The following is a 13,727-nucleotide window of genomic DNA, read 5'->3' as shown; positions in this document are numbered from 1 at the left end:
AGATGTTCTTATAATTGATATTATACTAATGGATTTGAACAAATGGTTCTTGGTCCACTTCTTTTACAATGGTTGCTTTCAGACCCTTCGGTGTCTTCACATATAGGTAAACGGGCGTATGAGGGAAGTAATCAACAATTTCAGGACCAATTGCCTGAGAAAAGCCTATTAGTTCTGTTTCTTTCACCATTCCTGTATGTACATCAATCACGAGTTTATTCAAGGTGTCCTTTTGGTATAAGGCTTTTCCGACAAACTCAATATCCTGGTGTGAAAAATATTTCGAAACATAATCTTCTAAATCACGTATCCGATTATGTAGATCGCGATCCTTCTCTTCTCCTTCATCACTAGGGAAGTAATAATATTTATCCGTTACATCATTCCATTTTTTTGCAGACTTATCATTTTCGTCAACATAACTGGAAGTAATATAGTTGCCGGACACTACACTATTCAATGGTTGAAGTTTATAAAGGGATATCAGTATAGGGACATCTTTCAGTTCCTTATTGGCTTTCACCCTACTGACAACGGTGTTAGCTATCTTCTTTCCGTATTCTTCTAACTGTTGGTCATCGATCTTTGCCTCATCAAAATGCATGAGCTTATTTTCATCTTCGACTCGAATATAATCTACGGTATTCATAGCAAGACCGAGGGAAATCCCTTTTATTTTTCCTTCCGAGTCAACGTAGTTCTGTTCATGGATATAAGCGAGATACATGGGATTCTTTTTTTCAAGCTCCATTTGTTGTTCCCAGCCCATATCATCCTTAATCTCCAGAGCAGGATTAAGCCCTGATTTATTTGATTTAGACTTTCTTCCCAGCCATGAATTTAGACCTTTTAGATATTGACCTTCCTGGTATACATAATCCTCCGGTGAAAAATGCTCGGTGGATAAAGACATGAGGCCAGTCTCGATTTCATCCATATCACTGCGATTGTTAATCATCATCGTAATAAGACCACGATTGATTGATTTCTTCTCTTTGTTCACTTTATAATTTAAATATTCGCGCGCTTCTCCAGCTGCACTATTTTGAATTTCAAGTGTTTCTTCATCCATCACTTCTTGAGGCTTATTGCTGCATCCGGCAACAATAATCATGAGAGACAGTGAAGCTATCATCCATTTTTTCATATGACTCCCTCCGGACTATATTCTATCATAAATTCAATTTTAATCTGAATGATAATCATTAAGTTTTTTTGAATTGACTAAAATAATCAATTTAGCCTAAATGACAATAGAATGATTATAAACTCATTATCGTAAATAGTTTGTCACAAATAGAAAAAGCACTCATCACCTGAGTGCTTCTATCTATTACTTCGTGTTCTTATTCATTGCATTCATCATTTGATTGATTTTCTTTTGCGAAGGTTTTTGACCCATTTGCATCATCATCATGCGTAACATTTGCTCGTTAATTGGTGGATTTTTCTTAAGATAGCTCATCATATATTTACGAGCAATGAAAAATCCTAGTGCAACTCCAGCAAGTAATGCTAGAACTCCAACTAGAATAAGTAACCCAGTCGTTGACATACTCTTACTTCCTCCTTCATGTTGTCCTTATAAAAGTGTACTAAACCATGAAACATTATACAATATTTCTGTCATAATTTCTTATTAATATATAAATTTTCTTTGTTTTATCGGTTTTAACCATCCAAAACGTTCATTTTGGATATCGATTGCGAGCAATTGACCCATATTTCTGCGCAGGATCTCAAAAAAGATATATTCAGATTCATCGTGACCCCAAGCATTGAGGGTCATCCATTTTTCATTGAGAACAAGTGTAGCACCTGTATCGATCTTTTCAATTGATGCAACAGAATCAACCCAAGCCGCTCCTTCAATTTTACCGATCTCGTGCTGCAGGATTCTTTGAGTAGGAAGGTATGGAATTGGCCTGGTAATGTAATTTACTTGTTTCGAGATGATATCGTGAAGCTCCCCTGAACTTGCTTCCCATTCGGAAAACAGCTGATAGAATATTCTTTCCCGACCATAATAGTGCTGAACAAACATTTCTTCAATCCAATAGATTTGATAGTTTCGCACCTTTACACCCTCCTACCTTTCTTTCATATAGTATAAATCAACTAGAGAGGAGTCATTGTCGGAAAATGTTGAAAATCTACACTAGTTTTGTCGAAGGGCAAGTGAACTCAAAATATCGGGGATTGTCTCAAGTTGTAAAGTATAGGGAGTTTTCATCATTTACCCATTTTCTTTCACACATACTCTTTTTAATTGACAATGCCATTCAGCTTAAAAAAGGTCGACTCCTTTAAGAGTATTAAGGAGTCGACCTTTGATGTCTTTAAATTATTACTGTATCAATGCTTTGATTCTTGAAACTACATTTTCAGATGTAAAGCCGTACTCTTCCATGACTTTTGCTCCAGGTGCAGATGCACCATATCCATCAATCGCTAAGATGTCACCTTCGTCTCCTACATAACGATCCCAACCCATTGGAGATCCCATTTCGATAGCAAGACGTTTTTTCACACTCTTAGGCAGAATAGATTCTTTGTATTCTTTTGATTGTTTCTCGAAGCGATCCCAAGACGGCATACTTACGACAGATACGCTGATTCCGTCTTTTTCAAGTGCATTTTGAGCGTCTACTGCTAAATGCACTTCAGAACCAGTTGCAATCAGTAAGGCATCAGGCTGTTCCTTGCCGGAAGCAGATACCACATATGCTCCTTTATCTACGCCGTTATATGCTTTATCTGCAGTACCTTTAAGAGTTGGGAGGTCCTGACGAGATAGAACTAACATCGTAGGCTGATCCTTTGACTCTAAGGATAATTTCCATGCTGCAGCAACTTCATTTCCGTCACCAGGGCGGATAACAGAAAGGTTAGGCATGGCACGAAGTGAAGCGAGCTGTTCTACAGGTTCATGCGTAGGTCCATCTTCTCCGACAGCAATACTATCATGCGTGAATACATATGTCACAGGTAAGCCCATTAGAGCCGCTAAGCGGATAGCAGGTCTTAAATAGTCACTGAATACGAAGAATGTCCCTCCGAATACGTGCAGACCGCCGTGAAGAGCCATACCATTCATGGCTGCACCCATACCGAACTCACGAACACCGAACCAGATATTACGACCTTCATACGATTCATGAGTAAAGTCTGCTTCATCTTTAATCATCGTCTTGTTAGATCCGGCTAAGTCAGCTGATCCACCAATAAATGAAGGAAGTTTCTTTGCAATCGCATTTAACACTTCACCAGAAGAAGCTCTGCTTGCTAGTGCTTTTCCTTCTTCATATACCGGGATATCTTGATCCCAACCTTCTGGAAGATCACCTTTGATTGCTGCTTCTAATTGGACAGCAAGCTCTGGATGCTCTTCTTTGTATTTAATGAATAGGTCAGCCCAGGCTTCTTCTTTTTCAGAACCTACTTGTTGGATTCTTTCCTCGAATCTACTGTAAACTTCCTCAGGTACATGGAAATCCTGTTCAAACGTCCATTGATAAGCTTCTTTCGTAAGCTTCATTTCGTCTTCACCTAGTGGAGCACCGTGAACAGCAGATTTCCCTGATTTATTAGGAGCTCCGTATCCGATGACCGTCTTAACTTCGATCATAGTAGGACGGCTAGTATCACCTTGAGCCTCTTCGATTGCTTTGGAGATTTCATCAAGGTCATTCCCGTCTTCAACACGAATATATTGCCAACCATACGATTCAAAGCGGCCTTCCACACTTTCAGAGAAAGATTTGTCTAACTCTCCATCAAGTGAAATATCATTTGAATCATAGAGAACGACAAGTCGACCTAATTTCAAGTGAGCTGCTAGAGAAGCTGCTTCAGAGGCCACACCCTCCATTAAGTCTCCATCTCCACAAATAGAATATGTAAAATGGTCTACCATATCGTATTGATCCTTATTGTATGTAGAAGCTAAATGCCTTTCAGCCAATGCCATACCGACGGCCATACCGATTCCTTGCCCTAGTGGTCCAGTCGTGGCTTCAACACCTGGGGTATGTTTGTATTCCGGGTGTCCCGGTGTTTTACTTCCCCATTGACGGAATTCTTTAAGATCTTCCATTGAAACATCATATCCCGATAAATGAAGCAGGCTATATAATAGCATTGATCCATGACCAGCGGATAAAACGAATCGATCCCGGTTAAACCACTCAGGATTTTTCGGATTATGATTCATGAATCTTGTCCAAAGAGCATACGCCATCGGTGCTGCTCCCATAGGCATTCCAGGGTGTCCTGAACCTGCTTTTTCAATTGCATCGATAGATAATGTACGGATTGTATTAATTGCTAATTGATCTGTGTTATCAAACATATGTCAGACATCCTTCCTTTTATTGTACCTTATTAATATTAATCTTCTTTGTTAGTTTATACAACTATCTTGAATGATAACATGACTTTATAATCGTTGAAAATAAAAACCCTTATGATTTCATAAGGGTTAAGAAGGAAAAAACGGCCAGGTCCATTTTAAAATGGACCTGGCCGTTCATTAATCTAATGCATTTTCTTTTTAGTCTGTATATCCTGAATCTTCTTAGGTGTCACTTCATTACCTTCCGGATCAAAGATTCTTGTATTTTCAATGGTCCCTTTCATCGATTGACGAAACGTTTCCAGGTATTCTTTTCTCAACTTGGACTGCTCTTTTGCTTCTTGTTCGGTTAGTCCGCTACTTTTAGACTTTTTGGCAAGTTCATTGATTCGATTCATTTTCGTTTTTGAAAGCATCTATAAAAACTCCTTTATTGCATAGTCAGCAAATTCTAAAACACAACTAAAATTTGAACGTAATACTATCGCCATGTTACTAGATTCAAGGAGATAAAACAAGAGTTACGCATTTTCAACTGAAGTCATATATTCTTTAAAACGCCTATGTACTGTAGCTTTGGAGACATCATACCCGAACCCTCTTAATGTTGCTGCAATTTCAGCAAAAGTCAGTTCGTTCTTCCTTAAACGGACAATTTCCTCAACCGGTACTTCAATCCGCTCTCTTCCATCCACATTTCCTTTATTTTTTAGATTTTTATGAGGTTGAAAACCATTTTCCACTGCCCTTTTCATCCCTCGTCTGATTTTCAAATTATGGAGTTTTCTTTGATATTCCTCAACCATGCTTACGATATTAATCACCATAGAATCTGACTCAGATAAGTGTAGCTCCCCACTATGGGTTTGACTGATAATCTTGACTTCCTCTTTTAGTAAACAGTGAATGAGAGCAATTTTGGCATTCCCTCTGCCAATTCTTGTTTCATCCTGGATGAGAACAGCACCAATAGACTCATCTTTAATCAAATCAAGAAGTTCAAGAACACCAGGACGATCTAATTCAAAACCGCTTGCTTGATCTTTTATGATAGCAGCCACTTCGTATTGGTGGTCTTGCGCCAATTTCACTAGTTCCTCTTCTTGACGTTCCAAGGATGTTTCCTGTGTGTCTTTCTTTGTACTGACTCTGCAGTAAATTACTGCCTTCATCTTCTATCCCTCTATTCTTCGTTCATTACCAATTCATAATCTGAATGGGTAGATAATGTTGGATTTTCTATAGGTAACACAAGTGATTCACCTGGTTGGATTGAGAATGATGTAAGATTATTTTCCTCTCCTACCCATGCGATAAATTCTTCCACTGTCATAGAATATTCTTCATTATACTGTTTGGCAATAGTCCAAAGAGTGTCTCCATCCTGAACAGTGATGCTTTGGTAAGAAGGTTGACTTGCCGTGACTATTAGAAAATATACTGCTGATAAAAGTGCTAAGACAAATAAAATAATAATGTAAGAGAAACGATTCCAAATATGTGTTAACATAATAAAACCTCCATACGAATGTTTGTTCTGTTTTTGTTATACTCATTGTAATACGAACATTCGTTTGGTGTCAACAGAAATTCGAACTTATGTTTGTACCGACTGGAAAGACATGCTATAATGGGAACATAAGATCTATAATAGAGGTGCGTGAACATGACAAAATTGTCTAAAAGACAGCAAGACATACTAGAATATATTAAAATTGCAGTAAGAGAAAAAGGGTATCCACCTTCCGTACGGGAAATTGGTGAAGCCGTTGGTCTTGCTTCTAGTTCCACCGTACACGGACATCTGGCCAGGTTAGAGAGCAAAGGTCTTATTCGTAGAGATCCCACTAAACCAAGAGCCATCGAAATCTTAAACCTTGAAGAGGATACAATCCCACGCCAACGAGTTGTGAATGTTCCCTTAATTGGTAAGGTTACAGCCGGTCAACCCATTACGGCTGTTGAGAATGTCGAGGAATTCTTTCCACTGCCTGAGCGTATGGCACCTTCAGATGAGCAGGTTTTCATGCTGGAAATCATGGGTGACAGTATGATAGAGGCCGGAATCTTGGATGGGGATTTTGTTATCGTACGTCAGCAACAAACAGCAAACAATGGAGATATCGTCGTAGCGATGACAGAGGAAGATGAAGCAACTGTAAAACGTTTTTTCAAAGAAAAAGATTTTGTACGATTACAGCCAGAGAACTCAACAATGGAACCGATCATTTTACGTAATGTATCCATTTTAGGAAAAGTTGTCGGAGTTTATCGCCAAGTACATTAATACGTTAAGCCGCTATGTATAATAGCGGCTTATTTTTTTCTATACTTTTGAAGGTTCTAAAAAGGCAGTGGGTGGTAGCATTTTTCGCTACCACCCACTGCTTATAATTAATAGCAATTATTAAGGATTAATACATTTGAATATATTGCTCACGTTCCCATGGGTGTACTTGTGTACGGAACATATCCCATTCGATTTCTTTCGCTTCTACGAAATGTTCGAAGATGTGTTCTCCAAGGGATTTAACAATTACTTCATTTGTTTTAAGATTTTCTAATGCAGCGTGTAATGTCGCTGGAAGATCTACGATTCCCGCTTCTTCACGCTCTTTTTTGTCCATCACATAAATGTTGCGGTCGATTGGTTTAGGTGCTGGAAGGTTATTTTTGATTCCATCTAATCCAGCTGCCAGTAATACAGCCATCGCCAGGTATGGGTTAGCCGCGGGATCAACACTTCGGACTTCAACTCGTGTGCTTAACCCACGAGAAGCAGGGATACGGATTAATGGGCTGCGGTTACGAGCAGACCATGCAACATAACAAGGTGCTTCATATCCAGGGACTAAACGCTTGTATGAGTTTACAGTCGGGTTCGTGATCGCTGTAAAGTCAGTTGCATGTTTAATGATACCTGCAAGGAATTGACGAGCTGTATCGCTTAATTGCAGATCTCCCTTTTCATCGAAGAAAGAGTTTTCCCCATTTTTGAATAGGGACATGTTACAGTGCATTCCTGATCCATTTACACCAAATAGAGGCTTAGGCATGAATGTTGCATGTAATCCATGCTTACGTGCAATCGTCTTAACCACTAACTTAAATGTTTGGATATCATCACATGCTCTTAATGCACTTGCATATTTAAAGTCGATCTCATGTTGACCAGGGGCAACTTCGTGGTGAGATGCTTCGATTTCAAATCCCATCTCTTCCAGTTCTAATGCGATATCACGACGGCAGTTCTCACCTAAATCTGTAGGAGCTAAATCGAAATAGCCACCGTTATCGTTTAATTCTAATGTCGGATCACCATTTACGTCTAATTTAAAGAGGAAGAATTCCGGCTCAGGTCCTAAATTGAAGTCAGTAAACCCTAGCTCTTCCATTTGACTTAAGATGCGCTTTAAATTGTTACGCGGATCTCCTTCGAATGGAGTACCATCTGGATTGTAGATATCACAGATTAGTCGGGCTACTTTTCCTTTTTCAGCTGTCCACGGGAATACTAACCAAGTGTCTAAATCAGGGAATAAGTACATATCTGATTCTTCAATTCGAACAAATCCTTCAATTGAAGATCCGTCAAACATCATCTTGTTATCTAATGCCTTCTCAAGCTGACTAAGAGGGATTTCTACGTTCTTAATCGTCCCCAGAATGTCAGTGAATTGGAGTCGGATGAACTTGACACCTTCTTCATTCGCTAATCTTAAAACATCTTCTCGAGTATACTTTGCCATTTTCGTGTTCCTCCTCAAGTTTATTAAAGGTATTATTTAATGAAAAAAGCGGGACATGTCACCTTGACGCAAAGATGCTTTAGTAAATCGACCAGAATGCATCAATTCATTTCGGAGTAATTTACGCAGCTCGTCATCGGATAGATCCTGTCGTGCTTTTTCTTCCTTTTCATTACTTACGTCAGATACTACTTTACTTTCATTATGACTGGATACCGCAAATATCTTCTTAATCCCAGCCATGTTGATGCCTTGATCTAACAGATCCTTTACTTCCAATAACTTATCAATGTCATTCAAGGAAAAGAGCCTACGATTCCCCTCAGTACGTGCAGGGCTGATCAATTGGTGCTCTTCATAGTATCGAATCTGACGAGCTGTTAGGTCCGTGAGCTGCATGACAATACTAATTGGGAATAATGCCATCGTTCGACGAATTTCACTACCGCTCATCTTGATTCCTCCTTCTGTTTTCCTTCTTGACTTTATTATATGTAATGTAAGGAGTTCTGTCAATTAAATGTTAGTTTTTCTTACATAAGAATTCAGAAGAAAAGGATAGTCAGATTTAGACTATCCAATTACTACTTTATTATCCTTTTGTCACAGTGATTAAACCTTTTTCAATCAAATTATCTACTGCTGAGCAAACGGCAATTTTCACGTGGGCGTAAGTTAATCCCCCTTGAACGTATGCCACATAAGGCGGTCTTATCGGTCCGTCTGCAGATAATTCAATGCTGGAGCCTTGAATGAATGTACCTGCCGCCATAATGACATCATTCTCATAGCCAGGCATATAGTTGGGATATGGAGTGAAATGAGAATTTATAGGTGATGCAAACTGTATTGCCTGACAAAATGCGACCATCTTATCTCTGTCATCGAACTGTACGGACTGGATTAAATCTGTTCGCTTTGCATTGGGACTTGGATTTGTGTTCATGCCAAGTTCCGTTAAGAGCGCCGATGTGAAGACGGCCCCCTTTAATGATTGTGCCACCACATGGGGTGCCAAAAAGAAGCCTTGATACATTTCTTGCAAGCTATAAAGAGATGCCCCTGCCTCTGCCCCTATTCCAGGGGAGGTCATTCGATATGAACATGCCTCTACGTATTCTTTCTTTCCTACGATGTAACCCCCAGTTTTAGCAAGACCTCCACCAGGGTTTTTGATCAGGGAGCCTGCCATTAAGTCTGCTCCGATGTGACAAGGCTCCCTCTCTTCTACAAATTCACCGTAGCAGTTGTCAACGAAAACGACCATTTCAGGGTTGATCTCTTTTACAAAATCAATCATTTCTTTGATTTCTTCTATAGTAAAGGAAGGTCGGTTGGCATATCCTTTAGACCGCTGAATACCCACCATTTTTGTTTTGGAAGAAATCGTTTTTGCCACCTCTTCATAATCGACCTTTCCTGACTGGAGTAAATCTACACTTTGATAGCCAATTTGAAAGTCTTTCAGTGACCCCGTTCCTTCGCCGCGAATCCCAACAATTTCTTCCAGGGTATCATATGGTTTTCCCGTTATGTACACTAGTTCGTCCCCAGGTCTAAGTACACCAAATAAGGAGATGGAAATCGCATGAGTACCTGAAATAATCTGAGGTCGTACCAGTCCTGCTTCTCCTCCGAATACATCGGCATAAATACTTTCTAATGTGTCTCTTCCTGCATCGTCATAACCATAACCAGTGGAAGGTATGAAGTGAGAATCGCTTACACGGTGCTTTTGAAAAGATTTAAGTACCTTGAACTGGTTATTTTCAGCTCGTTCTTCAATTTGGTTGTGTATCTCTTTAATGCTTGCTTCAACTTTTGATACCAATGGTTTTAGAGTGTTTCCGTGCACTAATTGTTCAAACATGAGGTTTTTGTTTCCCTTCTACCTTTGAAATTTCTTGATGCTGCCTGCGATTGGATGATCTTCTAAGTGATAGCCCGTCAATTGGTAAACCTGGCTTTCTTCTATAAATTCTAATTTTCTTAGGATCGTATCCTTTTTTAATTGAGAAAGAAGCTTCCCTTCATTTGCTGGGATGAGCACATGATAAGATGTCATATATTTTTTCACGATTTTTTCTATTCTTAATAAAAGCTGACCTCGATCCTCTTCGTTCAAGGCACTGATCATGATATGATCCCATTCACTACCCGGAACAAAGTCAGGGTCCACCACATCCCGCTTGTTGTATATTGTTAACTGAGGAATTCCGTTCATATCCAAGTCTTTCAATAATGACTGAACCGTTTTTTCTTGCTGACTGTAATCTGGATTTGAACTATCCACTACATGTAAAAGCAGATCCGCTTCCTTCACCTCTTCCAGGGTAGAACGAAATGCCGCTACTAATGTAGTAGGGAGGTCCTGAATAAATCCGACAGTATCCGTAAGTAATGTTGAGTAGCCACTGGGCAAGGGCATTTTTCGTGTCATCGGGTCCAATGTTGCAAAGAGTTGATTCTCTTCATAAGAATCTGCTAATGAAATTCGATTAAACAATGTCGATTTCCCAGCGTTTGTATAACCTACCAGTGCAATTTGAAAGGCTTTATTACGCTTTCTTCGCTCACGATACCTTTCTCTATGCTCGACAATGGTTTGTAATTGTTTCTTAATGTCATCAATTCTGCGATGAATGTGACGCCGATCACTTTCGAGTTTTGTCTCACCTGGCCCTCTTGTTCCAATCCCTCCACCCAATCTTGAGAGAGATGCTCCCTGCCCGATTAATCTTGGAAGTAAGTATTGAAGTTGTGCAAGCTCTACTTGTAATTTCCCTTCTCTTGAACGAGCGCGCCCAGCGAAAATATCCAGAATGAGTTGAGTTCGATCGATCACCCTTGCATGTAAATCTTTCGATAAGTTTCGTATTTGACTCGGAGAAAGTTCATCATTAAATATGATGATATCCGGTTCAAATTGTTCTTCCAACATGACCAGCTCTTCTACTTTTCCCTTCCCGATATATGTACCAGGATGCACGCGGTCCCGTTTTTGAGTGAGAGCAGACACCACTTGACCTTGAGCCGTTTCAGTCAGTTCTTCAAGCTCCGCTAAACTATATTGAAAACGCAAGTCATCTTCTTCCAGTTGACACCCAACCAGAATGACTTTTTCCTTCATTTCATTCTTCAATAAACATCCTTCTTTCTGTACATTTCGATTTCATCTTCATCATAACAAATCCGACTCGTAAACTCTATGTTAAAAGCAGTGAAAAATGGTTGCAATTAAGTGCAGACGTGTTAAAATCAGTATGTTTGAATTTACGAAATCACACTCATTCAAGAATCTACATAATGGCATGTAGCATATTGTAATAGGGTTAGGGGGAATGTGTATGACTTGGGAAGTATTGAGTATTGTAGGTACCATTGCTTTTGCTATTTCAGGAGCTATCATTGCCATGGAAGAGGAATACGATATCCTCGGTGTTTATATATTAGGTATTGTCACAGCATTCGGTGGAGGAGCTATTCGGAATTTACTGATTGGCGTCCCTGTTTCCGCTCTATGGGAGCAAGGCATGTTGTTTCAGATTGCCCTCCTTGCCATTACAGCTGTCTTTCTTTTCCCTAATAATCTCCTGAAACACTGGAGAAAATGGGGGAATTTCTTTGATGCCATAGGCCTTTCAGCTTTTGCTATCCAAGGAGCACTGTATGCTTCTGAAATGAATCATCCGATAAGTGCTATTATTGTAGCAGCTGTACTGACAGGGAGCGGTGGTGGTATCATTCGTGATCTCCTTGCCGGTCGTAAACCTTTGGTGCTTCGGTCAGAAATTTATGCTGTGTGGGCAGTCCTGTGTGGAGCAGCAATCGGGCTTGGAATTGTCCATTCAGCCTTTGAACTCTACTCTTTATTCGTGATTACAACAACATTACGGGTGCTATCCTATTTATATAAATGGAGGTTACCCAATAGGAGCTTACGAGCACATGTATAATAAAAAAATGCATTCACTTATGAATGCATTTTTTTATAGATTTTTATATTACTAGGTATTTACTAAGTATAGTCATTCAGATGACCCTTTGTTAAACATTAAATCATTGCTGCGGATTGTTACTAAATCATGTCGATCATAGCAATTTTCCATTAGCAGCCTCATTGCCTGAGCACGAATCGACTTCTCTAATACATTTCGTACATACCTGCCATTTGAAAATGCCATAGGAGATAGTGTGTTTTTTGCTGAGTGAAGGTGTTCCCGAATCTTCCTTTCTGCATCATGACTTAATAAATATTCCTTTTCCTCTAACATCCTTCTGCCGATTTCCATCAGCTGATCAACTGTATAATCAGGAAAGTGAAAAACGAGTGGAAATCGTGATTGGAGGCCGGGATTCAAGGTAAGAAAATGTTCCATTTCCCTCGAGTATCCTGCCAAGATCAAGATGAATTCATGCTGCTTATCTTCCATATGTTTGACAAGTGTATCAATGGCTTCTTTCCCGAAATCCTTCTCTCCCCCTCTGCCCAGTGAATACGCTTCATCGATAAACAAAATCCCACCTAGTGCTTTTTTTACAAGGTCCCTTGTTTTTTGAGCTGTGTGACCAATATATTCACCAACCAGATCAGCTCTCTCTGCTTCAATTAAATGTCCTTTAGATAGTACATTCATTTTCAAGAACAGTTTTCCAATAATCCTTGCGACAGTAGTCTTTCCTGTACCGGGATTTCCTTTGAACATCATATGAAGGGCTTGTTTTCCCGCTTTCAACCCCATTGTTTCCCGTTTCTTATTAACATATATCCAAGCATAGATTTCTTTCACCATTTTCTTCATTTCTTCCATTCCGACCAGAGATCCAAGCTCTTCTTCTATTTCTTTTAATGCGACATGCTCTTGAGGGAGCGACTGAGGAACGGAATCATGCCTCAACGAATCTTTTACTGAACTCCGTTTTTGAGAATTCAATACAATGCTGATTTGTCCATTATTTTTCATTCTCATTGGTTGATCCAATGGATTCACCTCACCATTCTTAAGACAGTATACGCTCCTGAAGATTTTAGGGTGACAAACGCCTATATTTCACCTGTTTTTTTCGACAAATTAGAAGAATTCTGTCTATTCCTGCGCTTTCCCGAGAAATAAAAAGAAATACGGAGTGTTTTGCTTCGTTTATTTTTCATAACGTTTCATCATATTCATAACTATTGAAAACTAAATTGGAACATTATAAGTGAGGGACATATAAAAAAAGCCTCTCTTATCATCCTATTCAATTACTTTTCGTTTCATTAATTATTTCTTGCAATCATGAATCAGATTCATGTCATATATGATTAATCATACTAAAAATGACTACAAAAAAAGCTGCCCCTCGGGGCAGCTTTCGCTGTTTTTCCTATTAATTGCTTTGTTCTTCGAAATTTATTTGGACATTACGCTGTGGGGCGAATGTTGAAATGGCATGCTTATATACAAGCTGCTGTTTTCCTTCGCATTCAAACAGCACTGTAAAGTTATCAAAACCTTTCACTTGTCCACGGATTTGGAATCCATTCAGTAAAAATACCGTACATAGTGAACTCTCTTTTCTCAATTGATTAAGGAATTGATCTTGGATATTAATGGATTGTTTCATGGTTAGTCCTCCTCTTC

General features: G+C 39.3%; 15 protein-coding genes. 2 read left to right on the top strand and 13 right to left on the bottom strand.

The features are described 5' to 3' along the window. Positions 1-25 precede the first annotated feature (25 nt). The 7 genes from ACOSV2_RS03780 to yneA all read right to left on the bottom strand — a co-directional run bounded on the left by ACOSV2_RS03780 (position 26) and on the right by yneA (position 5,864). Positions 26-1,147: a CamS family sex pheromone protein gene (locus ACOSV2_RS03780; protein ID WP_428973959.1), complete on the bottom strand. Its 1,122-nt coding sequence runs from the start codon at positions 1,145-1,147 to the stop codon at positions 26-28. A gap of 186 nt (positions 1,148-1,333) precedes the next feature. Continuing rightward, positions 1,334-1,555, bottom strand: coding sequence for a YneF family protein (locus ACOSV2_RS03775; RefSeq protein ID WP_113968102.1), 222 nt, complete (start codon positions 1,553-1,555; stop codon positions 1,334-1,336). 84 nt (positions 1,556-1,639) lie between these two features. Continuing rightward, on the bottom strand, positions 1,640-2,077 hold the full coding sequence (sirA, locus tag ACOSV2_RS03770) for a sporulation inhibitor of replication protein SirA (RefSeq protein ID WP_428973958.1): 438 nt from the start codon (positions 2,075-2,077) through the stop codon (positions 1,640-1,642). A 270-nt stretch (positions 2,078-2,347) separates the two neighbouring features. Beyond that, positions 2,348-4,351, bottom strand: a complete 2,004-nt coding sequence (gene tkt / locus ACOSV2_RS03765; protein ID WP_428973957.1) for a transketolase — start codon at positions 4,349-4,351, stop codon at positions 2,348-2,350. Positions 4,352-4,536: 185 nt separating this feature from the next. Further along, positions 4,537-4,770: a DUF896 domain-containing protein gene (locus ACOSV2_RS03760; protein ID WP_113968105.1), complete on the bottom strand. Its 234-nt coding sequence runs from the start codon at positions 4,768-4,770 to the stop codon at positions 4,537-4,539. 105 nt (positions 4,771-4,875) lie between these two features. Then, positions 4,876-5,526 (bottom strand): YneB family resolvase-like protein, encoded by a 651-nt coding sequence (locus ACOSV2_RS03755; protein ID WP_428973956.1) that lies wholly within the window; start codon positions 5,524-5,526, stop codon positions 4,876-4,878. An 11-nt stretch (positions 5,527-5,537) separates the two neighbouring features. Then, on the bottom strand, positions 5,538-5,864 hold the full coding sequence (gene yneA, locus ACOSV2_RS03750) for a cell division suppressor protein YneA (protein ID WP_181778039.1): 327 nt from the start codon (positions 5,862-5,864) through the stop codon (positions 5,538-5,540). A gap of 156 nt (positions 5,865-6,020) precedes the next feature. Here yneA and lexA point away from each other — a divergent pair, with 156 nt between their 5' ends. Next, positions 6,021-6,641, top strand: coding sequence for a transcriptional repressor LexA (lexA, locus tag ACOSV2_RS03745; protein ID WP_113968108.1), 621 nt, complete (start codon positions 6,021-6,023; stop codon positions 6,639-6,641). Between the two features lie 127 nt (positions 6,642-6,768). Here lexA and glnA read toward each other — a convergent pair whose 3' ends face one another. The 4 genes from glnA to hflX form a co-directional block, all read right to left on the bottom strand. Continuing rightward, on the bottom strand, positions 6,769-8,103 hold the full coding sequence (gene glnA, locus ACOSV2_RS03740) for a type I glutamate--ammonia ligase (protein ID WP_428973955.1): 1,335 nt from the start codon (positions 8,101-8,103) through the stop codon (positions 6,769-6,771). A 36-nt stretch (positions 8,104-8,139) separates the two neighbouring features. Further along, a complete protein-coding gene (locus tag ACOSV2_RS03735) occupies positions 8,140-8,556 on the bottom strand; it encodes a MerR family transcriptional regulator (RefSeq protein ID WP_113968110.1) in 417 nt (138 codons plus the stop codon). 139 nt (positions 8,557-8,695) lie between these two features. Continuing rightward, a complete protein-coding gene (locus ACOSV2_RS03730; protein WP_428973954.1) occupies positions 8,696-9,973 on the bottom strand; it encodes a methionine gamma-lyase family protein in 1,278 nt (425 codons plus the stop codon). An 18-nt stretch (positions 9,974-9,991) separates the two neighbouring features. Further along, a complete protein-coding gene (hflX, locus tag ACOSV2_RS03725; RefSeq protein ID WP_428974280.1) occupies positions 9,992-11,233 on the bottom strand; it encodes a GTPase HflX in 1,242 nt (413 codons plus the stop codon). Between the two features lie 217 nt (positions 11,234-11,450). Between hflX and ACOSV2_RS03720 the strand changes: the two genes are divergently transcribed. Then, a complete protein-coding gene (locus tag ACOSV2_RS03720; RefSeq protein WP_428973953.1) occupies positions 11,451-12,059 on the top strand; it encodes a trimeric intracellular cation channel family protein in 609 nt (202 codons plus the stop codon). Between the two features lie 72 nt (positions 12,060-12,131). On the opposite strand, the gene spoVK is transcribed toward ACOSV2_RS03720, so the two are convergent. Continuing rightward, positions 12,132-13,085, bottom strand: a complete 954-nt coding sequence (spoVK, locus tag ACOSV2_RS03715; RefSeq protein WP_428973952.1) for a stage V sporulation protein K — start codon at positions 13,083-13,085, stop codon at positions 12,132-12,134. 388 nt (positions 13,086-13,473) lie between these two features. Beyond that, positions 13,474-13,710, bottom strand: a complete 237-nt coding sequence (gene hfq / locus ACOSV2_RS03710) for an RNA chaperone Hfq (RefSeq protein WP_113968114.1) — start codon at positions 13,708-13,710, stop codon at positions 13,474-13,476. Between the last annotated feature and the right edge of the window lie 17 nt (positions 13,711-13,727).

The sequence above is a fragment of the Rossellomorea sp. DUT-2 genome, from assembly GCF_052665285.1.
This window is presented reverse-complemented; position numbering and strand designations above follow the sequence as displayed.

What these genes read in the sequence shown, in the direction of transcription:
- ACOSV2_RS03780 (WP_428973959.1), bottom strand. Translation starts at nt 1,147, where the DNA reads ATGAAAAAATGGATGATAGCTTCACTGTCTCTCATGATTATTGTTGCC.
- ACOSV2_RS03775 (WP_113968102.1), bottom strand. Translation starts at nt 1,555, where the DNA reads ATGTCAACGACTGGGTTACTTATTCTAGTTGGAGTTCTAGCATTACTT.
- tkt (WP_428973957.1), bottom strand. Translation starts at nt 4,351, where the DNA reads ATGTTTGATAACACAGATCAATTAGCAATTAATACAATCCGTACATTA.
- ACOSV2_RS03760 (WP_113968105.1), bottom strand. Translation starts at nt 4,770, where the DNA reads ATGCTTTCAAAAACGAAAATGAATCGAATCAATGAACTTGCCAAAAAG.
- ACOSV2_RS03755 (WP_428973956.1), bottom strand. Translation starts at nt 5,526, where the DNA reads ATGAAGGCAGTAATTTACTGCAGAGTCAGTACAAAGAAAGACACACAG.
- yneA (WP_181778039.1), bottom strand. Translation starts at nt 5,864, where the DNA reads ATGTTAACACATATTTGGAATCGTTTCTCTTACATTATTATTTTATTT.
- lexA (WP_113968108.1), top strand. Translation starts at nt 6,021, where the DNA reads ATGACAAAATTGTCTAAAAGACAGCAAGACATACTAGAATATATTAAA.
- glnA (WP_428973955.1), bottom strand. Translation starts at nt 8,103, where the DNA reads ATGGCAAAGTATACTCGAGAAGATGTTTTAAGATTAGCGAATGAAGAA.
- ACOSV2_RS03735 (WP_113968110.1), bottom strand. Translation starts at nt 8,556, where the DNA reads ATGAGCGGTAGTGAAATTCGTCGAACGATGGCATTATTCCCAATTAGT.
- ACOSV2_RS03730 (WP_428973954.1), bottom strand. Translation starts at nt 9,973, where the DNA reads ATGTTTGAACAATTAGTGCACGGAAACACTCTAAAACCATTGGTATCA.
- hflX (WP_428974280.1), bottom strand. Translation starts at nt 11,233, where the DNA reads ATGAAGGAAAAAGTCATTCTGGTTGGGTGTCAACTGGAAGAAGATGAC.
- ACOSV2_RS03720 (WP_428973953.1), top strand. Translation starts at nt 11,451, where the DNA reads ATGACTTGGGAAGTATTGAGTATTGTAGGTACCATTGCTTTTGCTATT.
- hfq (WP_113968114.1), bottom strand. Translation starts at nt 13,710, where the DNA reads ATGAAACAATCCATTAATATCCAAGATCAATTCCTTAATCAATTGAGA.